The organism is Paraburkholderia lebeckiae (assembly GCF_014201005.1).
In the GTDB taxonomy this organism is placed as follows: Bacteria; Pseudomonadota; Gammaproteobacteria; order Burkholderiales; family Burkholderiaceae; genus Paraburkholderia; species Paraburkholderia tuberum.
Map to the genome: position 1 here is coordinate 628,608 of NZ_JACHDK010000002.1, position 21,776 is coordinate 650,383.

Sequence of the window (21,776 nt, forward strand, 5' to 3'; positions counted from 1 at the left end):
ATCGGCGAATCAGTCGGCGCTGCCCGTGGGCGTGCGCGCCTGCGGGTCCTCGTACCACCACATCGTCGTGATCCAGCCCTCCGCGCCATAGTACAGCGGCAGCGTCTTCGGCCATGCGAGCCCGCGCTTGAACGCGACGCGATGCGTGCCGCTGTACCAGTGCGGCACCACATAGTAGCCATGCGTCAGCAGACGGTCGAGCGCGTGCGCGGCATCGGTCAGCTGCTCGCGCGTTTGCGCATGCACGAGCGCGTTCAACACCGCGTCGACGGCCGGCGACTTCAGGCCGATCGCGTTGTCCGAGCCGGGCGTATCGGCGGCCTTGCTGCCGAAGCGGGTGATCTGCTCGGAGCCCGGCACCTGCACGTCGGGCATGCGAATCGTCGTCACGTCGAAGTCGAATGCGTCGAGCCGCTTCTGATAGACCGCGAAGTCGGTGGTGCGGAAGTTCGCGGTAATGCCGAGCTTTTGCAGATTGCGCGTGAAGGTCGCGATGATCGGCTCCATCGACGAGGCCGAACCCGAGTCGTCGAGTATCTCGAACTGGAACGGCTCGCCCTTCGCGTCGCGCAGCGCGCCGTCACGATAGGTCCAGCCGGCCTGCTGCAGCAGATCGCGCGCCTGCAGCAGATTCGCGCGCAGCGAGCCGGGCGGATCGGTATCGGGCTGCTTCGGCGGCGGCCCGAATACCGCCGGGTCGAGTTGGACGCGAAACGGCTCCAGCAGCGCGAGCTCGCCCGGTGAAGGCAGCCCCTTCGCCTGCCATTCGGTGTTGGCAAAATAGCTGTCGATGCGCGTGTACTGGCTGAAAAACAGCTGGCGGTTCAGCCACTGAAAGTCGAGCGCGAGATCGAGCGCCTTGCGCACCCGCACGTCCTGGAACAGCGGCCGGCGCATGTTCAGGAAAAAGCCCTGCATGCCGGTGCCGTTGTGCTGCGCAAACTCGCGCTTGATCAACTCGCCACTGTCGAACTTCTTGCCGACGTCGCGCCGCACCCAGTTGCGCGCGATGTATTCGACCAGCGCGTCGTACTCGCCAGCCTTGAACGCCTCGAGCCGCGCGGTGCTATCGGCATACAGCTTGTAGACGATGCGATCGAAGTTGTTCATGCCGACGCGCACCGGCAAATCGGCGCCCCAATAGTGCGGGTCGCGTTTGAACGTGATCGTGCGGCCGTTGTCGTAGCTGTCGATCAGATACGGCCCGCTGCCGATTGGCTTTTCGAATGCGAGCTGGTCGAACGGAACGCGGCTGTCGTCGGGCTTCATCCCCCACTTACGCGAGAACACCGGCATGCTGCCCGCGAGCAGCGGCAACTCGCGATTGCGCTCGCGAAACTCGAAGCGCACCGTGGCCGGATCGACGACGACCGCGCGCTTGATCTCGCTGAAAAGCGATGCGAACTGCGGCGCGGCCTGCGGGCTCTTCAGCGTGTCGAGAGAGAACTTGACGTCGTCGGCGGTCACAGGGTCGCCGTTCGAAAAGCGCGCGCGCGGATTGATGTGGAACGTGACCGACAGGCCGTCGGGCGCGACGACGATGTCGTCGGCGAGCAGCCCGTAGGCGGACGCGACTTCGTCGCTGCTGCCGATCGTCAGGCTCTCGAACATCAATTCGAGGCCGGGCGCCGCATTGCCACGCAGAGTGAACGGATTGAACTTGTCGAAGCTCGTTAGACGGCTCGGGTTCGCGAGCACGAGCGTGCCGCCTTTCGGCGCATCGGGATTGACGTAGTCGAAGTGCTTGAAGCCGGCCGGATATTTGGGCTCGCCGTATTGCGCGATTGCATGCGCGGCATGCGCGTGCGGCGCGACGAGCAGACTCGCGCACAGCAGCGCGATGGCGAGCGCGGCGCGCAAGGGTCCGTGGATCACGCTGTGTCGAAGTCCCTCAGGCGTTTGAACCCGTCGCGAGCCAGTTGTCATGGAGTCGTGCTGGTAAATGGGCAGTGGCGATGTGGGGGATTCTACCCAATTAGCTTGCGCGATCTGGCGGGCGACTGCGACGAAATGCGTCAGCGACGGATGTTTCAGCACAAAAAACAAAACCGCCCTCCCAGGGCGGTTCTGTCATCGCTGCGGCCGGTTGGCGCGCTCCAGCGCTGACGCAGTGGCGACTCAGTGCCAGCCGCGATGCTGGTCGTAGTGGCCGCGCGCATAGCCGCCGTGGCCCGGCGGATGGTGGCGATACCAGTCGTCGCGCGCCCAGTAGCGACGGCCGTCCCAGTAACGGTCGCCATGCCAGCCGATCACGATTTGCGGACCGCCGTAGTACACGGGAGCCGGCTGATAGACGACGGGCGGCGGCGGAGGCGGCGGCGGTGCGTAGACCGGCGCCGGTGCGACGTAGACCGGCGCGGGAATGCCGATATTGACCCCGACGTTGAGCCCCGCGGCCATCGCGGCACCCGATGCAGCCAACGTCAACACGCCGAGCACTAGCGGAACAAGACGAGCGGACTTCATTGATCACCTTTGTAGAAACATGTTTTGTTGGCGGAAATATAACGCAAGGCAGCAACGCGCGTATTTCAACTTTGTAATTACTGATGCTGAAAATCACCTCGCCGGGCGGCGGCGTAATGTCTGGTTACACACGCCAGACGGCGGTAAAAAACACCCTCCGCGCGGGCGCCGCCTCGCGGCCTGGCCGGCATCCTAAAACGAACATTTTCAAGTTCGAAGGAACATATCTGTTCGATTTTATTCACCGAAGTCATCAGATCACTGATCGGAAGACCAAGCAAAAAATATCAAATTATCCCGAAATTTCAGGGAAAACGTGGCAATAGCTATGGTTTCCCCGGATATCCAGGTCGCTTCCAAGTGGTAGGATGACTTCCATTGAAAACCAATAAATGTTCGAATTCGCGCATACCCGAGCACTGCATCGGAAGCAACTGCTCAATGCGCCACGGAGACTGATTTTGAAAACGATCAAGGGATTGCGCTGGTGGATCATCGCCCTCGTGTGCGTTGGGACGATCGTCAACTATCTGTCGCGCAACGCGCTCGGCGTGATGGCGCCCGAGCTGATGAAACTGCTGCACATGAACACGCGGCAGTACTCGTACGTGGTCGGCGCGTTCCAGGTGGGCTATACGGTGATGCAGCCCGTCTGCGGCCTGATCATCGATCTGATCGGCCTGCGCCTCGGCTTCGCGCTGTTCGCGTGCCTGTGGTCGCTGACCGGCGTGTTCCACGGTTTCGCGGGCAGCTGGTTTTCGCTCGCGGCGCTGCGCGGCTTGATGGGCCTGTCCGAAGCGGTCGCGATTCCGGCCGGCATGAAGGTCGTCGCCGAATGGTTTCCCGATCGCGAGAAATCCGTCGCGGTCGGCTATTTCAATGCCGGCACCTCGCTCGGTTCGCTGCTCGCGCCGCCGCTCGTCGTTTTCCTGTCGCTTCGCTACGGCTGGCAGAGCGCGTTCGCGGTGACTGGCGCGCTCGGCTTCGTGTGGGCCGCCGCATGGTTCGTGCTGTACCGCTCGCCCGCCGAGCACAAGCGCGTGAGCGATGCCGAGCGCGCCGCGATCGTCGAAGGCCAGGCACCTCCCGCCGCGCGCCGCGCGAGCGTGCGTGAAGTGCTGCGCACGCGCCGCTTCTGGGCGATCGCGCAAGCGCGCTTTTTCGCCGAGCCCGCGTGGCAAACGTTCAGCTTCTGGATTCCGCTCTATCTCGCCACGCAGCGTCATATGGATCTGAAGCAGATCGCGATGTTCGCGTGGCTGCCGTTTCTCGCCGCGGACCTGGGCGGTCTGTTCGGCGGCTATCTTTCGCCATTCCTGATGAAGCATTTTCGCGTGCCGCTGATCTGGTCGCGCATCTCGGGCGTCGTGCTCGGCGCGCTGATGATGATCGGGCCCGCATCGATCGGTCTCGTCGCGTCGCCGTACCAGGCCATCGCCCTCTTCTGCGTCGGCGGCTTCGCGCACCAGATGATCTCGGCGCTCGTCAACACGCTCGCCGCCGACGTATTCGATCCGGGCGAAGTCGGCACCGTCGCCGGCTTCGCGGGCATGGCCGCGTGGATCGGCGGCCTCGGCTTCTCGCTGATGGTCGGCGCGCTCGCCGATTCGATCGGCTACACGCCGCTGTTCGGTGCGCTCGGCGCATTCGACATCATCGGCGCGACGCTGCTGATCATCCTGATGCGCGATGTGCCGCGCCACGGCCGCGCGCGCCGCGCCGACCTGAGCGTCAACACTGCTGCCTGACCTCCCTCGAGGACTCATCATGCATTCACAGATCAATCTCAAACATCCGCCGCGCTTCGCGCTCGCCCCTCACGCTGGCAACCCCGCGGCCAACCCGGTCGTGCTAAGCGCCCAGCCGAATTGCCGCATCGAGCTGTTCGTGCTCGCCGAGGACATCATCCGCGTGCTCGTGCTGCCGGACGGCGAAACGCGCGGCCCGCGCACATGGGCGATCGCGCCCGGGATGGACGACGTGCCGCTCGAAGGCCGCGAACGCCGCGACCTGAGCGGCTTCACGCCGCCGCCGTTCACGGTGAACGAAGCAGCCGCTCACATCGTGATCGAAACGGCGCGCGTGCGCGTGAGCGTAGCGCTCGAAGGCGGCGCCTGCGCCTGGGACATCCTGCACGAAGGCAAGTGGCATCGCGTGATGAGCGATCGCAAGACCCAGGCGTACAACTTCGGCTGGTGGGACTCGCGCGTCTATCACTACGTCGAGCGGCGCCGCGACGAAATGTACGTTGGCCTCGGCGAGCGTGCCGGCTCGCTCGATCGCGCGCAGCAAAGCTACGAGATGCGCAACATCGACGCGATGGGCTACAGCGCGCGCACCACGGACCCGCTGTACAAGCACATCCCGTTCTACGTGACGTGGCAGCCGCAGACGTCGACGGGCTTCGGGCTGTTCTACGACACGCTCGCCGATTGCCGCTTCGACATGGGCCGTGAACTCGACAACTATCACGGTCACTATCGGCACTTCATCGCCGAGCATGGCGATCTCGACTACTACTTCATCGCGTCGCCCGGTTCGCCGCTCGACGCGGTGCGCCGCTTCACGTGGCTCACTGGACGTCCCGCTTGGATGCCGAAGTGGGGCCTCGGCTACTCGGGCTCGACGATGAGCTACACCGACGCGCCGGACGCGCAACAGCAGATGGGCGAATTCATCGAGCGCTGCCGAGAACACGACGTGCTGTGCGATTCGTTTCATCTGTCGTCAGGCTATACGTCGATCGGGCCGAAGCGCTACGTGTTCAACTGGAATCGCGAGAAGTTTCCGGACATCGACGGCTTCGTGCGGAGCTATCTCGATCACGGCGTGCGTCTGTGCGCGAACATCAAGCCGTGTCTGCTGCAAGACCACCCAGCGTTCGACGACGTCGCCCACGCCGGCCTGCTGATCGAAGCGCCCGATGGCGAGCCCGCATGGGTGCAGTTCTGGGACGAAGTCGGCGCGTACCTCGACTTCACGAATCCCGCGACGATCGACTGGTGGAAAGCTCGCGTGAAGGACGCACTGCTCAAATACGGCATCGCGGCCACCTGGAACGACAACAACGAGTTCGAGATCTGGTCGCCGCATGCGATCGCGCGCGGCTTCGGCAAGCCGTATCCAGCACACCAGGCGAAGGTGCTGCAGACGCAGCTGATGATGCGCGCGTCGCACGACGCGCAGCGCGAGCATGCGCCTGACAGGCGCCCATTCCTCGTGTCGCGCTCGGGCGGCGTCGGCATGCATCGCTATGTACAGACGTGGTCGGGCGACAACTACACGTCGTGGGAAACGCTGCGCTTCAATCTGAAGATGGGTCTCGGGCTCGCGATGTCGGGCGTGTCGAATAGCGGTCACGACATCGGCGGTTTCTCGGGTCCGGCGCCGGAGCCGGAACTGTTTGCGCGCTGGGTCGGGTTCGGCATCTTCCTGCCGCGCTTTTCGATTCACTCGTGGAACGACGACGGCACCGTCAACGAGCCGTGGATGCATTCCGAAGTCACGCGGCACGTGGCAGACCTGATCAAGCTGCGCTATCGCCTGATCCCTTATCTCTACGAGTTGCTGTGGCAATCGCATAGCGCGTACGAGCCGGTGCTGCGGCCGCTGTTCGCGGAGTTTCCTCACGATCCGGGCTGCCTCGTCGATGGCGACGACATGATGCTCGGCTCGTCGATGCTGGTCGCGCCAGTGGTCGATCCGGGCCAGAGCACGCGCGCCGTGTACCTACCGGCCGGTTCGCGCTGGGTGTCGTACTGGAGCGGCGAAACGTTCGACGGCGGCCAGACCGTCACGTTGCCCGCGCCGTTCGAGCGGCCGGTGTTCCTGCTGCGTGAAGGCAGCGTGATTCCGCTCAACATCGCCGAGCAGCATTTTGGCCGCCCCGCCGACCAACGCGCATTCCTCGCGGTGCCGTATGCCGACGCGGGCACCGCGCAAGGCGGCTCGATCGAGGACGACGGCGAGACCGAAGCCTGGCGCAACGGCGAGCAAGGCCGCTGGAACGTCACGCTGACGGGCGACGCAAACACTTTGCGGGTGACGCTCGAGCGTACGCAATGGATGCCGCGCGTGCAGCCGCACGTGCGCGTGTTCGTGCCGATGCGCGAGACACGCGCGGTCGTCTGCGCTAACGGCACGCTCGTCACCGATCACACCGCAGACGGCTGGCGCTGCCTGACGATTTCGGTGCCGCACTGAACAACACATCGCACCGGCCTGAGGGATCAGGCCGACCCATTAGTCTGGAGACATCCCAACCATGAAAATAAACCAGCGCGCGCGCACCCGCGCGTTCGTCCTCTGCTGCCTGCCGTTCGCGGGCACCGCGTTGTCCACCAGCGCATCGGCGCAAAGCAGCGTCACGCTGTATGGCGTCGTCGACAATGCGTTCGCCTATGCCAGCAACCAGAAGGGGCATTCGAATTTCTATATGAGCCAGGGCAACCTGCAGGCGAGCAAGTTCGGCTTCCTCGGCTCGGAAGATCTCGGCGGCGGCACGAAGGCGATCTTCCGGCTCGAGAGCGGCTTCAATTCGCTGACTGGCGCGCAAAGCGCCGCGGGCTACCTGTTCAACCGCCAGGCCTATGTCGGCCTCGCGAACGACCGCTACGGCACGGTGACGCTCGGCCGCCAGTACACACCCTACTTCCAGATGGTCGGCGCGCTCGGACCGACCGGCGTGCTGACCGGCGCGACCGGGGCGCACCCCGGCGATCTCGACGCCCTCGACACGACGCTGCGCTTCAATAATTCGGTAACCTACCTATCGCCAACGATCGGGGGCCTGCAGGCAAGCGCGCAGTACGGTCTCGGCGGCGTGCCCGGCAGCGTCGCGAACGGCAGCCTGTTCAGCGCGGCGCTGCGTTATGACTTCCAGCCCGTGTCGCTCGCAGCCGGCTACGTGAAGCTGAAGGACATTTCGACGAGCGCAGCGCTCGGCAGCTTCGCGATCAACTCGCCGGTCAACAACGGTTACGCCAGCGCGCGCAGCGCGCAGCTGTTCGCCGCGGCGGGTCGCTATACGTGGCACGATCTGATGGTTGGCCTCAACTACTCGAATGTGCAGTACGCGCCGGGCCACGGCTCGCTGTTCTTCGACAAGGCCGTGTTCAACACGTACGGCGCGATCGCGACGTACCGGATCACGCCGAGCGTGACGGTCGGCGGCGGCTATAGCTTCACCCAGGCAAGCAAGGCGAACGGCATCAGCGATTCGGCACACTATCATCAGATCTCGCTCGAACAAACGTACAACCTGTCGACGCGCACCACGCTGTACGCGCTCGAGGCCTATCAGCATGCAGGCGGCAAGTCGCTGATCTCGTCGGGCAGCGGCGTGACCATCGCCGACGCGGTCGCGGTGGTCGGCGACTCGCAGAACACGACGCCGTCATCGGGTCCGTCTCAGTTCGTCGGCATGGTGGGGTTGCGACACGCGTTCTAAGCGAGGCGGTCTCGGTCAGCAGCACGATGGGATCGGTCATGCAGACTCCTTGCGCGCGCCGCGCTGGTTCTGGCGTGGTTTTCTGCGGACCAGCGTGTCTGGGCGAACGGCGCCATGCATTGATCAGCAGACCTGCATATTCACGTAGGACGTGGTCACATGCTGGAGGGTTGGGAATGCCGCTGACATCGCTGAAGTATCGAGCGAGATCAAAATCACGCCGCGGAAAAACAAAAACCCCGCAGAGCCTGGACTCTGCGGGGTTTCGCCACCATTGCTGGCGGAGACGGAGGGATTCGAACCCTCGATCCAGGTTTTGGCCCAGATGCTCCCTTAGCAGGGGAGTGCCTTCGACCTCTCGGCCACGTCTCCCAAACTTTCTGTCGCACAGGGAGTCAGTGCGACGAAGCCAAGATGATAGCGGGCCGGGCCGATAAGGTCAATGTCCGACGAACATTTTTTGTGCCAACGTGGCGTCTCATCACGCAATTCATTCACATGAATGCCACAAAACAAACGGGATGCTCTAGAGCACCCCGTTTTTCCCGCCACTTATGCCTGATCGAGTTCGAAGGCCTTATGCAGCGCGCGTACCGCGAGCTCCATGTACTTTTCGTCGATCAACACCGAAATCTTGATTTCCGAGGTCGAGATCATCTGAATGTTGATGCCCTCTTCCGACAGCGTGCGGAACATCTTGCTGGCGATGCCGACGTGCGAGCGCATCCCGACGCCGACCACCGACACCTTCGACACCTTCGGGTCGCCCAGCACCTGCTCGGCCTGGACGTGCGCCTTTACCGTGCCGGTGAGGATTTCCATTGCACGCGCATAGTCGCCGCGGCCAACCGTGAACGTGAATGCCGTCTTGCCCTCGACGCTCTGGTTCTGGATGATCATGTCGACATCGATATTCGCGTCCGCCACCGGGCCGAGAATCTGATACGCGATGCCCGGCTTGTCGGGCACGCCCATCACGGCGATACGAGCTTCGTCGCGCTGGAACGCGATGCCCGAGATGACTGCTTTTTCCATGGTCTCGTCTTCTTCAAAAGTAATCAGGGTGCCCGACTTCATTTCTTCGTCGAGTGGCATCAGCGGATCGGTCAGGCTCGACAGCACGCGCGTCTTCACCTGATATTTGCCGGCGAATTCCACCGAGCGGATCTGCAGCACCTTCGAACCCAGGCTGGCCATTTCCAGCATTTCTTCGAACGTCACGCGGTCGAGCCGGCGCGCTTCTTCAACGACGCGCGGGTCCGTCGTGTACACACCGTCGACGTCTGTGTAGATCAGGCACTCGTCGGCCTTCAGCGCGGCTGCGACCGCGACCGCCGACGTGTCCGAGCCGCCGCGGCCGAGCGTCGTGATGTGGCCGTCCGGGTCAATGCCCTGGAAGCCGGTGATCACGACCACCTTGCCGGCTGCGAGGTCTTGCATGACGCGCTCGCCGTCGATGTCGCTGATGCGCGCTTTCGTAAACGCGCTATCGGTCTTGACCGGCACCTGCCAGCCTGCGTAGCTGACCGCTTCGACGCCAGCTTCCTGCAGCGCGATCGCGAGCAGACCCGAGCTGACCTGCTCGCCGGTGGCGGCGATCATGTCGAGTTCACGCGGGCTCGGTTGAGTCGTGATTTCTTTCGCGAGGCCAAGCAGGCGATTGGTTTCGCCGGACATTGCCGACGGCACGACGACCATCTGATGGCCGGCCTTGTGCCATTTCGCGACGCGCCTGGCGACGTTCTTGATGCGCTCGACCGAGCCCATCGAGGTGCCGCCGTATTTATGTACGATGAGTGCCATTGTCGTTCTGAACTGGAAGAGAAACCGCGCTGGCGCGCTGGAGACGACCGCACAGAAAGCACAGGGGCGCAACGTCTCGTGAACGGCGGCAAAGTGTGTGGCGGCGTAGATGCAGCACGCGTGCAGCACGCGCGGATTTGCCCGGGATGAAATCGCAAATGGCTGATCGGAATTGAACGGCGACGACGGATCACGCACGCCTGCCGGCACTACCGACCGATAGCGAAAAAAGCGACGGCGAAATCGGGTCGGGCAAACAAGCTAAAGTACCTGATTAGGCGCAAAAAGACAAGACGCAACGAGCGCTCAAATGCGTCGAATCAGGCCTGCAATGGCCTGTTTTATCGCTGATTTGCGCCCTGTTTCACGCTTTCGACATGTACACGCACGGCTTGCGCGACTGTCGGACCGGCGCTCAGGCGATCAGCAGATCCTCGCGCCAGACGATTTTCACGCACGCTTCGCATTCCGGAGATGCGTCGCGCACGGTCCCGCGATTCACGCCGATCAGTGGCACGAACAGCAGTTGATCGCCAACGTAAAGCAATGGCACGTCGCGCTTCCATGCGGGAATGCCGCGCTCCTGAAACAGGTTCTTCAGCGTGCGGCCCGGCGTGTTCGGCACACCGATGCGCATGCGTTCTCCGCCGCGGCGCGCCCGCACGCTTAGAGAGGCTCGTTGCAGGACGCTGACGGGAACGATGTCGCATGCTTCGTTACGCGGCGCCGCGTGCGCTGCGTCGGCTACGTCGGAAGCAGCGGCTGCATCCACCATCGCGAACACGAACGTGCCCCGCCATTGCGGCAAGTGCCAGATCTCTTGCCCTTGCCACGCGAGTTCACTGATCTCGCGCTCGACGAGCGCGGTTTCGTCGGCGGGTTCGCTGCTATCGCCGGCTTCCCAGTAGACGAGGCCGCGATAGCTGCGCAACGCATGCCCCGCATGATCGATGCGGAGCCGATGTCCGTCCTTCCCCGCAGCCACTTCGCGCAACTGCCGCAGCGCATCCGCGACACGCGCGCTCGATGCCGCGACGAAGCCGAGCGTACGCATCCAGTAGCGCAGCAGATTCAGCGCGCGATCGTCGTCGAGAGCGAGCAGCACGTCGTGCGCGAGGGCGCGTCCTTCATCGCGCGACGCGCTTTCCATGTCGGCGCGCGCGAGCGTGTCGAGCAATCGCTGCGCCGATGCCGCATGCGCGGCCGTGCGCGCGAGCGCATCGCGATAGCCCGGGAAGTGCACCGCCAGCACCGGCAACACCTGATGACGCAAGGCGTTGCGCGCATAACGCGTGTCCGCGTTCGATTCGTCGTCGATCCAGCGCAGCTTGCGCGCGCTCGCATAGTGTTCGAGCTGCGCGCGCAGCAGATGCAAAAGCGGCCGCACACGTGTCGTCGACGCACCTGTCGGCAGCGTGCCGGGCGCCATCGCCGCGAGACCCGCGAGCCCCGCGCCGCGCAGCAGTTGCAGCAGCACGGTCTCGGCCTGATCGTCCGCATGCTGCGCGAGCCATAGCGTGCTAATGCCGTGCGTCGCGCACATCGCATCGAGCGCGCGATAACGCGCGTCGCGTGCCGCGGCCTCGATGCTCAGGCCCGGCGCGCGCGCGACATCCACGCGTCGCGCGTCGAATTCGACGCCACGTTCGCGCGCGAAAGCCTCGCAGTGCGCGAGCCACGTATCGGCATGTGGACTCAAACCATGATGCACGTGCAGCGCGATACAGCGCGACGCACCCGCGACGCGCACCGCCGCATCGAGGAGCACGCTCGAATCGACGCCGCCGCTGAATGCGACCGAAATGCGCGCGTTCGAATCGAGCCCGAACAGCGCGGCGCCGAGCGCCTCGATCACGAGGCGCTCGGCGGATGAGTCGGCGGTGGTGGTCACGTCGTTAGCGCGGAAAGCGCCGGTGGACGAAAGAGACAGGCCAACGCGCGGGCTTATGCGCCCGGCGTCGTTTCCTTGAATTTGCCGTACGCCATCAGCCGTTCGAAACGGCGTTCGCGCAGGTCGTTGGTGCTCATACCCTGGAACTGGCGCAGCGAATCGGCGAGCGCACGGCGCAGCATCGCCGCCATGCCCTTCGGATCGCGATGCGCGCCACCGAGCGGCTCGTTGACGATCTTGTCGATCAGACCGAGCGCCTTCAGACGATGCGCGGTCAGGCCCAGCGCCTCCGCCGCTTCCGGTGCCTTGGCGGCGCTCTTCCACAGGATCGATGCGCAGCCTTCCGGCGAGATCACCGAGTAGGTCGAGAACTGCAACATCAGCACGCTGTCGCCCACCGCGATAGCGAGTGCGCCTCCCGAGCCGCCCTCGCCGATGATCGTCGCGATCAGTGGCGTCTTCAGCTCGGCCATCACATACAGGTTGCGGCCGATCGCCTCGGACTGGCCGCGCTCTTCCGCGCCGATGCCCGGGTACGCGCCAGGTGTGTCGATGAACGTGAAGATCGGCAGGCCGAACTTCTCGGCGAGGCGCATCAGCCGCTCGGCCTTGCGATAGCCTTCCGGACGCGGCATGCCGAAGTTGCGCAGCGCGCGCTCCTTGGTGTCGCGGCCCTTCTGATGACCGATCACCATGCACGCCTGGCCGTTGAACCGCGCGAGACCGCCGACGATCGACAGATCGTCCGCGAAGTTGCGGTCGCCATGCAGTTCATGGAAGTCGGTGAACAGCTCGCTTACGTAATCGAACGTGTACGGACGCTGCGGATGACGGGCGATTTGCGAAACCTGCCACGGCGTGAGGTTCGCATACAGATCTTTGGTGAGCTGCTGGCTCTTCTTGGACAGCCGCTCGATCTCTTCCGAAATATCGACGGCCGAGTCGTCCTGCACGAAGCGCAATTCTTCGATCTTCGCTTCGAGTTCAGCGATCGGCTGTTCGAAATCCAGAAACGTGGTCTTCATTGGTTGTAATCCTTGGACTTACCGGGCAGCGCGTATTCTAACCGCGTGCGCCAATGTCAAAACCATTTCTCAACTATCAACATCATATACGCGATAGTCTTTGAAACGGCTTCGTTTCCTGTTCTTCTTTAGTAGTCGACCGGTAACGGATCGAGACTACGCCACATGTACCAGGTCGCCACGGTGCGCCACGGCTCCCAGTTCGCGGCAACCTCGCGCGCTTCGCTGCGCGTGACGGGTTCGCCGCTGAAATAGTTGACGCTGATCGCGCGGATCAGGCCGAGGTCGTCGAGCGGTAGCACGTCGGGACGCGACAGGTTGAAAATCAGGAACATCTCCGCGGTCCAGCGGCCGATGCCGCGAATTTGCGTGAGTTCGGCGATCACCGCCTCGTCGTCCATCGACGTCCACTTGCCGACGTGCAATGCGCCCGACACGAAATGCCTCGCGAGATCGAGCACGTACTCGGCCTTGCGTTTCGACAAACCGCACGCGGTCAGCTTCTCGAGACCGAGCTTGATGAACTGCTGCGGCACGAGCTTCGGACACGCGACTTCGACCCTCGCCCACACGGCCTGCGCCGACGCGACCGAGATCTGCTGGCCGACCACCGAGCGCGCAAGCGTGACGAAAGGATCGCCACGACTCAGCAAATGCACGGGGCCGAACTTCGGAATCAGCTTCTTCAAAATGCGATCGCGCTTGACGAGATCCGCGCACGCCCTGTCCCAGTACGCGGGACGCGTGACTTCAGGCGCAAGACCGCCGATCTGCACCGGCACCGCGACTTCGTTCGCGAGCGATGTGACACCGGCCGCTTCGCCGCCCGCGCTGGCCGTGCTCGCCGAAGTGGCCGATACGCGCGTCTTGCGCACGACTTCGCCCGCGTTCGTGTCGCGCGCGAGTTCCTGCACGTCGCCGGCGAGTTTGGCCGGCAACGCACCGTTGCCCTTCGCACGCGACGCCGTTTTCGCGCGTTTCGCAGGCGCGAGTGCAGCTTCAGTGCCCGCGCCATTGAGCGAGCGTTTGGCCGCGCTCTTCTTTGCCGCGGCCGAGTCGGCTTTCGCCGCCGCCCCGCCCGCTTTCGAGGGTGCTTTGTCTACCGCGCCGCCGCCCGCACGAGTCGACTGTGCTGCGGCAGCCGATGCTGCGGCAGCCGATGCCGCGGCTGCCGCACTGGTTTGAGACGCCGCGCGTTTAGCCGGCGTCTTCGTGGCCGTTGCCATCCTGCCTCCTGCCTGGCGAGTCGTTCAGAGGGAAGTACGAGGTGCGCTCACACGCGCCGCCACTCGGTCAACCCGCCGGGTTTGTCTTCAAGGGCAACGCCGGCATCGAGCAATTCGGCCCGGATCCGGTCTGCTGCCGCATAGTCCTTTGCCTGCTTGGCGGCGATACGCGCGGCGATCTTCGCTTCGATCGCGGCGGGCTCGAGCGCTCCTTCAGCTGCAGCACCCGCTGCCTGCTGCAGGTATGCACGCGGTTCGCGTCCGAGCAGCCCGAGCACCGCGCCAAGCGCGCGCAATTGACGGGCCAGCGCGGTGTCGCGCGTGCGGTTCACTTCGGTGGCCAGTTCGAACAGCACCGACACGGCCACCGGCGTGTTGAAGTCGTCGTTCATTGCCGCCTGGAAACGCTGCGCGTACGCTTCGTTCCAGTCGAGCACGGCGCTATCGGGCGTCACGTCTTTCAACGCCGTGTACAAACGCGCGAGTGCATTGCGCGCGTCGTCGATATGTACATCGCTGTAGTTCAACGGCGAGCGGTAATGCGCGCGCGCGATGAAGAAACGCACCACCTCTGCATCGTACTGCGCGAGCACTTCGCGAATCGTAAAAAAATTGTTCAACGACTTCGACATCTTCTCATTGTCGATCTGTACGTAGCCGTTGTGCATCCAGTAATTGACGAATGTTTGTCCGGTCGCGGCCTCACTTTGCGCGATCTCGTTTTCGTGGTGCGGAAACTGCAGATCCTGGCCGCCACCGTGAATGTCGAACTGTTCACCGAGCAGCGTGCAGCCCATCGCCGAGCACTCGATGTGCCAGCCGGGACGACCGCGCCCGTACTTCGAATCCCAGCCAGTGTCGGCCGGTTCCTCGGGCTTCGCCTGCTTCCACAGCACGAAGTCGAGCGGGTCCTGTTTCGCGTCGTTGGCCGCGACGCGTTCGCCAGCGCGCAGGTCTTCGAGCGACTTGCCCGACAGCTTGCCGTAGCCTGCGAATTTGCGTACCGCGTAGTTGACGTCGCCGTCGCTCGCCTGGTAGGCGTAGCCGTTTTTCTCGAGCGTCTCGATCATGCCGAGCATCTGCGGAATGAAGTCGGTCGCGCGCGGCTCGATGTCCGGACGCTCGATGCCGAGCGCGTCCGCGTCTTCATGCAGCGCGGCGATGAAGCGATCGGTCAGCGATTTGATGGTTTCACCGTTCTCGACTGCGCGCCTGATGATCTTGTCGTCGATATCGGTAATGTTGCGCACGTAGGTCACGTTGTAGCCAAGCGCACGCAACCAGCGCTGCACGATGTCGAACACGACCATCACGCGCGCATGACCGACGTGACAATAGTCGTACACGGTCATCCCGCAGACGTACATCCGCACGACACCTTCGCGCAGCGGCACGAAAGTCTGTTTGTCACGCGCGAGCGTGTTGTAAATGCGCAGAGATTCCATAGAGAGCGGTGCGTGGGCCGAAAGAAGTCCGCATTGTGCTTCATGCGCGCCACGACCCGCGAAACGAACAGGATAACGGGGTGCATCGCATACAGCTGAAACCGGCGCACCTCGTGCGGCGATCAGGCTGCAGACGAGGCTGCGAACCGGGCGGAGACGGCCACGAGTGGCGAAAAGACAGTCGGCGGTTCGACGGAACGCGCAGACCTTTTGTTAGAATGGCTCGGAGTATAACATCCAGACCTGAGCCTATGAAACACTCCAGCGGCCGCGCGCGCAGCGCTGCGACCCTCGCCGCGACTGCGTTTGGCAACGTTGTCGGTGGCGTTACTTTCGAAGCGGCGCGTGCCCTCGCGTGGCGTGTCACCGTCGTTGCCGCGCTTGCCGCGGTGCCGGTCGCGAGCGCTTATGCGCAGAAGGCCGCGGTGATGCCGCAAGGCCCCGCCGTGCGTGACAATACGCCGGAAATCGACGCGTCGATCGCACAGAAAAACTGGCAAGCCGCGCTGACCCAACTCGACGCGCGCGTCGCCGCGAATCCGCGCGACGCACAAGCGAAGTTCAAACGCGCAAACGTGCTCGTGCATCTGAATCGCGACGACGAAGCGATCACAGCGTTCACCGAACTCACGCAGCTGTATCCCGAGTTGCCCGAGCCGTACAACAACCTCGCCACACTCTTCGCGAGACAAGGCCGCCTGACCGAAGCGCGCGCGGCGCTCGAGATGGCCACCCAGGTGAATCCGAACTACGGCCTCGCGTTCGAGAACCTCGGCGACCTCTATCTGCGCCTCGCCGATGCCGCGTACCGTCGCGCGGAGAGCCTCGGCAAGGCGAGCCCGAGGACCGCGCAGCGTCTCGCGGATATCCAGAAGGTCGTGTCGCCGGCAACGCCCGCTGCCGCGGCGTCGCAGCCTGCCGCCGAGCAGACGACCGTGCCCGCCGCGCACCCCACGTCGAACATCACGGACAGCCCGAGCTTCCAGTTCGGCGGCCCGAATGGCTCGCTCGCCATGCCGCCGTACATGGCGCCGTCGCGCTGATCGCCGGGCTCGTTGCCTGACGCAACTTTTCTCCAACCCCGAGGACTTTCATGAAACGGTTGATGTTGGCGCTCGGCAGCGCCGCCCTGATCGCAAACGCACCCGCCTTTGCGCAGTCCGGTTCGCAGGCCGTTCATCCTTCCGTGCTGCTGAAGACGTCGGAGGGTGACATCCGCGTCGAGCTGTATCCCGAGAAAGCGCCAAAGACGGTCGCCAATTTCCTCGACTACGTGAAAGCCGGCCAATATAGCGGCACGATCTTCCATCGCGTGATTCCGGGCTTCATGATCCAGGGCGGCGGCTATACGCAGAGCTTCGTCGAGAAGCCGACGCGCGCGCCGATTCCGCTCGAGAGCCGCACCGGTCTGAAGAACACCGCTGGCACGATCGCGATGGCGCGCACCAGCGACCCGAATTCGGCCACCGCGCAGTTCTTCATCAACACGGTGGACAATGCCAATCTCGACTACCCGAATCCGGACGGCAACGGCTACGCGGTATTCGGCAAGGTCACGAGCGGCATGGACGTCGTCAAACGCATCGAAGCCACGCCCACCACCACGCGCGGCCCGATGAGCGATGTGCCGCAGAAGCCGGTCGTGATCCAGTCGGCGACGATGGTGAGCAAGTAAAAACGAACCAGCGAGCGAACGAGCAAGCGAACCCGCGCGGCCGAAGCCCGGCCCCGACCAATGCCCCGGCGCGGCCGGTCGTCAGCCCATGACGACGCGCCGCGCCTTTTATCCACCTGTTCATCAAAGGATTCCATCATGGTTGAACTGCATACGAACCACGGCGTCATCAAACTCGAGCTGAACGCCGAAAAGGCGCCGAAGTCGGTCGAGAACTTCCTGAACTACGTGAAGGCCGGCCACTACGACAACACGGTGTTTCACCGCGTGATCGACGGCTTCATGATCCAGGGCGGCGGCTTCGAACCCGGCATGAAGCAGAAGCCGACGGCCGAGCCGATCACCAACGAGGCGAACAACGGTCTGAAGAACGAGAACGGCTCGATCGCGATGGCGCGTACCAACGACCCTCATTCGGCGACCGCGCAATTCTTCATCAACGTGAACGACAACGACTTCCTTAACCACTCGTCGCCGACGCCGCAAGGCTGGGGCTACGCGGTGTTCGGCAAGGTCGTCGAAGGCATGGACGTGGTCGAGAAGATCAAGAAGGTCAAGACCGGTTCGAAGGGCTTCCATCAGGACGTGCCGGTCGATGACGTCGTGATCGAAAAAGCTGTCGTCGTCGGCTAAGCCGTGAGTGAGTCGCGCCTCATCCGGGCGTCGACTCGTTTGAACTGAAATCAGGCACCTTCAATGCTGCAAGAGACGCCGCTGCGAAGCGTCGCCGCGGGCGTCCCAGGCGAAGGCCAACGCCCGCACGCCGCGCGCCCTTTTTTCTTCCTCTCCGATCTGCATCTGAGCGGGGCAATTCCGCGCACGGTGGCCGCGTTCGAGCATTTCATCCGCGTGAGCGCGGAAGCGGCCGACTCGGTGTTCATCCTCGGCGACCTGTTCGAGTACTGGGTCGGCGACGACATGCTGAGCGAGCCGTTCGTCGCCCATATTGCGGCGCTGCTGCACACGCTATCCGAGCGCGGCATCGCGCTCTACATCATGCACGGCAATCGCGACTTTCTGCTGGGCAAGCGCTTCATGAAAGCGGCCGGCGCGATCTGGCTGCCCGATCCGTTCGTGATTACCGCGTTCGGCACGCGCATTGCACTCGCCCATGGCGATGGTCTGTGCACCGCGGATCGCGGCTATCAGTTGTTCAGGCGTTTCGCGCGCAATCGACTCGCGCAGATTCTGTTTCTGGCGTGGCCATTTCGTTGGCGTCGCAAGCTCGCCGAGAACATGCGCTCGAAGAGCGAGCATGGCCGCACACGGCCGATGCCGATCAAGTATGACGTGACCCCGCAAGGTGTCGCCGCGCTGTTCAGGAAATCGAAGACCGCGACGATCATTCATGGGCATACCCATCTGCCCGCGCGGCATCGCGAGCCGGGCGGCACGCGCTGGGTTCTGCCCGACTGGGATCTCGATCACGGCGAGCGCCGGGGCGGCTATCTGAAGATCGATGCCGACGGGATTCGAGCGTTGCCGCTGGATTGACCTCGTGGGTACGGCGTGCGCTTCGCGCTGCAGAGACGCCGAGGCGCCGATACCTAGCGCTCCGCCGCCAGCCCCTCAACCTTCCCCGCGATCGCCGCCGATAGCCGCCGCAAATCGAGCAACGCCGCATCCGCGCCTTGCAGCCCTTCGAGGCTCGTGCCGAGCCGCTCGAGCGCATCGACGATTTCATCGATACGTCGCGCCTGAGTCGCCGCATGGTCGATCAGACCGTGAATCGCGAGCGAAACCGGATCGTCCGCGTTGGGCGTGATGCCGTATGCGCAAAACGCGCTGATTTCGCTGCCGCGCTTCGCGTCACGCGCGGCGTTGTTCGCATTCGGGTTCGCACCGTTCGCAGCCGCCGCGGCCGGCACGATGATCCGCGCCGGATTGCCGACCGCCGTGCCACGCGCGGGCACCGGCTTCGTCACGACCGCGTTCGATCCGATCTTCGCTTCCGCGCCGACGGTGAAGCCGCCGAGCACCTTCGCGCCCGCACCGACGATCACACCACGCTCGAGCGTCGGATGCCGCTTCGCGCCGCGCGTGAGCGACGTGCCACCGAGCGTCACGCCCTGATAGATCGTGCAGTCGTCGCCGATCTGCGCGGTCTCGCCGATCACGACGCCCATGCCGTGATCGATAAACACGCGCCGCCCGACGGTCGCGCCCGGATGAATCTCGATGCCGGTCATGAAGCGCGCCATCTGGGACACGAAACGCGCGAGCCAGCGGCGCTTCGCGCGCCAGCACGCGTGAGCGATCCGATGCAGCACGAGCGCGTGCAGCCCCGGATAACACGTGAGCACTTCCCATGCGCTGCGGGCGGCGGGATCGCGCTCGCGGATCGTGGCGACATCTTCGCGAAGTCTCGTCAACATGGCAGGGACTGTATTGTTGGGGGGAAAACCGTCTGCGTGAGCGAATCCGCGCGGTTTGCGCGTGCGCGGGACTCTGCATTTCGCGCCATAGGTAACGTCATCGCTGCCGCTTAGCACGGCGGCAACTTTGCTTCTAACGTTTCGTGGATTGTAGGGCGATTGCGCGAAACCTGCCGGAAGTCCCCGTCACCTGCAAGGTTGTCGTCAGACGAAGGCGGTGCATCAGGTGCGCCGTCACGGGCTGGTCGACGAACCGTCATTCGGTCCGACTGGTCTTGAGCAGGATGTGCTTGGCGATGCCGCGCATAATGTTGACCTCCTCGCGCTCGAGGCCCGAGCGCGCGAAGAGCCGCCGCAGACGTGACATCAGCTTCTTCGGATTGGCCGGATCGAGAAACTCGAGCGCGACCAGTGCGCTTTCCAGATGCGCGAACATACTCTCGATCTCGTCGCTGGCCGCCATCTGCGCGCGTGGAGCGGCGGGTTCGGCCGGCGCCGCGTGTGCTCCCGCGGTGGGTGCGCCGTCGCTCGCTTCGTCGGCGCCGAGGTACGCGGTGCGTAGCTCGTAGGCGAGCACCTGCACCGCCTGCGCAAGATTGAGCGAGCTATAGGCCGGATTGGCCGGAATATGCGCGATCGCGCTGCATCGCTCGACGTCCTCGTTCGACAAGCCCGTGCGCTCGTTGCCGAACACCAGCGCGATCTCGCCGTGCATCGCCTCTGCGTGCGCGGCGGCGGCGGCCGCACGCGGCGTCCATTGCGGCGGACCGTATTCGCGCAGCCGCGCGGTCAGCGCAATCGACCAGTGCACGCCAGTCAGTGCATCGGCGAGCGACGGCACCACGTGCACGGAGGCGAGTACGTCATCGGCGCCGCTCGCCATCGCGATCGCCTCGGGGTCGTTCTGCACGTTCGGCACGCGTGGCGACACGAGCACGAGCCGCGAAAAGCCCATGGTTTTCAGCGCGCGCGCCGCGGCGCCGACATTGCCCGGATGGCTGGGCTCGACCAGCACGAAACGCGTCGACGTGAAGCCGCCGCGCAAATCGGCCACGGCGGGGTCGGAGGAATGGTGGGTGTGATCCACGATAAAACTCGGCTGGCTAGGACTCAAGACGCGTATGGTAGCGCCAACGGGCACCTATGCCGAATCAGGCGCACGCGCGAGCCACGCGCGCGGACGAGGGCGCAGCATCTGACCGGCACCGGCGGGCGCCTGCGCGGTACATCAGCCGCACGTGAGCGAGCACCGGCGCGAGGGCGCCCGGACTCAGGTAAAATACCGCTTCTCGCGTCCGGCGCCGACCTTGGCTGAAGCTTCCGTCGAACCGGTCGCACCGTTCTTATTCAATTCGTCTCCGTCGACGGAATGCTCTCCGGTTTGATAGCCGGTCTGCCGTTCCGTGCTGTTTTTGCGTCGTTGCGGCGCCCGTCAGCGCAGTTTCGCGCTTATTTACCGGCCGGCAGCCGTGCTGCCCCGGCACAAGGATCAGTTTATGCATCCCATGCTCAATATCGCTGTGAAGGCCGCGCGCCGCGCAGCTCAAATCATCAACCGCGCATCGCTCGATCTCGACCTGATTCAGGTCAGCAAAAAGCAGCACAACGATTTCGTCACGGAGGTCGACAAAGCGTCCGAAGCGGCGATCATCGAAACGCTGAAGACCGCCTATCCCGATCACGCCATCCTCGCCGAAGAGTCGGGCAAGTCGGACCACGATTCCGAATACCAGTGGATCATCGATCCACTCGACGGCACCACCAACTTCATCCACGGCTTCCCTTACTACTGCGTGTCGATCGCGCTCGCGCACAAGGGCGTCGTCACGCAGGCCGTCGTCTACGATCCGACCCGCAACGATCTGTTCACCGCATCGCGCGGCCGTGGCGCGTTTCTCAACGATCGCCGCATCCGCGTCGCCAAGCGTGACCGCCTGGCCGACTGCCTGATCGGCACCGGCTTTCCGTTCCGCGCGCAGGACAGCCTCGAATCGTACGGCCATCAGTTCGCCGAGATGACCGAAGCCTGCGCCGGCCTGCGCCGTCCGGGCGCCGCCGCGCTCGATCTGGCCAACGTCGCGGCCGGCCACATGGACGGCTTCTTCGAGCAGGGCCTGAACGCATGGGACGTCGCGGCGGGCAGCCTGCTGATCACCGAAGCCGGCGGCCTGGTCGGCAACTACACCGGTGATTCGGAGTTCCTGCACGTCGGCGAAGTCGTCGCGGGCAACCCGAAGGTCTACGCGCAGATGATTCCGATCCTGTCGCGCTACAGCCGCACGCGTCAGCAGTCGGCGTAAGGTGCGCCGCCGCGGCCGGTCCGCGGCAACGCATAACGGTTGCAGAGAAAAGCGGCTTCGGCCGCTTTTCTGTTGGCGGCGCTCCAGTGTGTGGGGCGTCGTGCTAAAAAGCGGAAAGTTA

18 protein-coding genes and 1 tRNA gene are annotated in these 21,776 nt (G+C 64.1%); 9 read left to right on the forward strand and 10 right to left on the reverse strand.

Annotation, left to right across the window (positions count from 1 at the left end):
* Window positions 1–9 precede the first annotated feature (9 nt).
* Window positions 10–1,926: an extracellular solute-binding protein gene (locus HDG39_RS06120; RefSeq protein ID WP_184004053.1), complete on the reverse strand. Its 1,917-nt coding sequence runs from the start codon at window positions 1,924–1,926 to the stop codon at window positions 10–12.
* Window positions 1,927–2,118: 192 nt separating this feature from the next.
* Window positions 2,119–2,466 (reverse strand): hypothetical protein, encoded by a 348-nt coding sequence (locus tag HDG39_RS06125; RefSeq protein WP_184004055.1) that lies wholly within the window; start codon window positions 2,464–2,466, stop codon window positions 2,119–2,121.
* An 83-nt stretch (window positions 2,467–2,549) separates the two neighbouring features.
* Between HDG39_RS06125 and HDG39_RS06130 the strand changes: the two genes are divergently transcribed.
* The 4 genes from HDG39_RS06130 to HDG39_RS06145 all read left to right on the forward strand — a co-directional run bounded on the left by HDG39_RS06130 (window position 2,550) and on the right by HDG39_RS06145 (window position 7,915).
* Window positions 2,550–2,792 carry a hypothetical protein gene (locus tag HDG39_RS06130; RefSeq protein ID WP_184004057.1) on the forward strand — a complete coding sequence of 81 codons (243 nt, stop codon included), beginning with the start codon at window positions 2,550–2,552 and terminating at the stop codon, window positions 2,790–2,792.
* Window positions 2,793–2,927: 135 nt separating this feature from the next.
* Entirely contained in the window at window positions 2,928–4,214 is a 1,287-nt protein-coding gene (locus HDG39_RS06135) for an MFS transporter (RefSeq protein ID WP_184004059.1), read from the forward strand.
* A gap of 19 nt (window positions 4,215–4,233) precedes the next feature.
* On the forward strand, window positions 4,234–6,669 hold the full coding sequence (locus HDG39_RS06140; RefSeq protein ID WP_184004061.1) for a glycoside hydrolase family 31 protein: 2,436 nt from the start codon (window positions 4,234–4,236) through the stop codon (window positions 6,667–6,669).
* Window positions 6,670–6,730: 61 nt separating this feature from the next.
* Complete coding sequence (locus HDG39_RS06145) at window positions 6,731–7,915, forward strand: porin (protein WP_184004063.1); 1,185 nt, start codon at window positions 6,731–6,733, stop codon at window positions 7,913–7,915.
* 278 nt (window positions 7,916–8,193) lie between these two features.
* Here the strand turns inward: HDG39_RS06145 and HDG39_RS06150 are convergent.
* From HDG39_RS06150 to cysS, 6 genes are all read right to left on the reverse strand, one after another.
* Window positions 8,194–8,287: transfer RNA gene (locus HDG39_RS06150), tRNA-Ser, on the reverse strand.
* Window positions 8,288–8,467: 180 nt separating this feature from the next.
* Window positions 8,468–9,718 carry an aspartate kinase gene (locus HDG39_RS06155; protein ID WP_090800687.1) on the reverse strand — a complete coding sequence of 417 codons (1,251 nt, stop codon included), beginning with the start codon at window positions 9,716–9,718 and terminating at the stop codon, window positions 8,468–8,470.
* 415 nt (window positions 9,719–10,133) lie between these two features.
* Entirely contained in the window at window positions 10,134–11,609 is a 1,476-nt protein-coding gene (tilS, locus tag HDG39_RS06160) for a tRNA lysidine(34) synthetase TilS (RefSeq protein WP_184004065.1), read from the reverse strand.
* A 53-nt stretch (window positions 11,610–11,662) separates the two neighbouring features.
* Window positions 11,663–12,634 (reverse strand): acetyl-CoA carboxylase carboxyltransferase subunit alpha, encoded by a 972-nt coding sequence (locus tag HDG39_RS06165; RefSeq protein ID WP_090800690.1) that lies wholly within the window; start codon window positions 12,632–12,634, stop codon window positions 11,663–11,665.
* 128 nt (window positions 12,635–12,762) lie between these two features.
* Window positions 12,763–13,860 carry a DNA-3-methyladenine glycosylase family protein gene (locus HDG39_RS06170; RefSeq protein ID WP_184004067.1) on the reverse strand — a complete coding sequence of 366 codons (1,098 nt, stop codon included), beginning with the start codon at window positions 13,858–13,860 and terminating at the stop codon, window positions 12,763–12,765.
* A gap of 47 nt (window positions 13,861–13,907) precedes the next feature.
* Window positions 13,908–15,305: a cysteine--tRNA ligase gene (gene cysS / locus HDG39_RS06175; protein ID WP_184004069.1), complete on the reverse strand. Its 1,398-nt coding sequence runs from the start codon at window positions 15,303–15,305 to the stop codon at window positions 13,908–13,910.
* 251 nt (window positions 15,306–15,556) lie between these two features.
* On the opposite strand from cysS, the gene HDG39_RS06180 reads away from it, so the two are divergent.
* The 4 genes from HDG39_RS06180 (at window position 15,557) to HDG39_RS06195 (ending at window position 18,474) form a co-directional block, all read left to right on the forward strand.
* Window positions 15,557–16,348, forward strand: a complete 792-nt coding sequence (locus tag HDG39_RS06180) for a tetratricopeptide repeat protein (protein WP_184004071.1) — start codon at window positions 15,557–15,559, stop codon at window positions 16,346–16,348.
* Window positions 16,349–16,398: 50 nt separating this feature from the next.
* Window positions 16,399–16,980: a peptidylprolyl isomerase gene (locus HDG39_RS06185; protein ID WP_184004073.1), complete on the forward strand. Its 582-nt coding sequence runs from the start codon at window positions 16,399–16,401 to the stop codon at window positions 16,978–16,980.
* Window positions 16,981–17,118: 138 nt separating this feature from the next.
* The gene (locus tag HDG39_RS06190) at window positions 17,119–17,613 is read left to right on the forward strand and encodes a peptidylprolyl isomerase (RefSeq protein WP_013089755.1); all 495 of its coding nucleotides are present in this window, start codon (window positions 17,119–17,121) and stop codon (window positions 17,611–17,613) included.
* 63 nt (window positions 17,614–17,676) lie between these two features.
* The gene (locus HDG39_RS06195) at window positions 17,677–18,474 is read left to right on the forward strand and encodes a UDP-2,3-diacylglucosamine diphosphatase (RefSeq protein ID WP_184004075.1); all 798 of its coding nucleotides are present in this window, start codon (window positions 17,677–17,679) and stop codon (window positions 18,472–18,474) included.
* Window positions 18,475–18,527: 53 nt separating this feature from the next.
* On the opposite strand, the gene cysE is transcribed toward HDG39_RS06195, so the two are convergent.
* Complete coding sequence (gene cysE, locus HDG39_RS06200; protein WP_184004077.1) at window positions 18,528–19,355, reverse strand: serine O-acetyltransferase; 828 nt, start codon at window positions 19,353–19,355, stop codon at window positions 18,528–18,530.
* Window positions 19,356–19,611: 256 nt separating this feature from the next.
* A complete protein-coding gene (locus tag HDG39_RS06205; protein ID WP_184004079.1) occupies window positions 19,612–20,442 on the reverse strand; it encodes an RNA methyltransferase in 831 nt (276 codons plus the stop codon).
* Between the two features lie 409 nt (window positions 20,443–20,851).
* Here HDG39_RS06205 and HDG39_RS06210 point away from each other — a divergent pair, with 409 nt between their 5' ends.
* Window positions 20,852–21,655, forward strand: a complete 804-nt coding sequence (locus tag HDG39_RS06210; RefSeq protein WP_184004081.1) for an inositol monophosphatase family protein — start codon at window positions 20,852–20,854, stop codon at window positions 21,653–21,655.
* The last annotated feature ends 121 nt before the right edge of the window (window positions 21,656–21,776 follow it).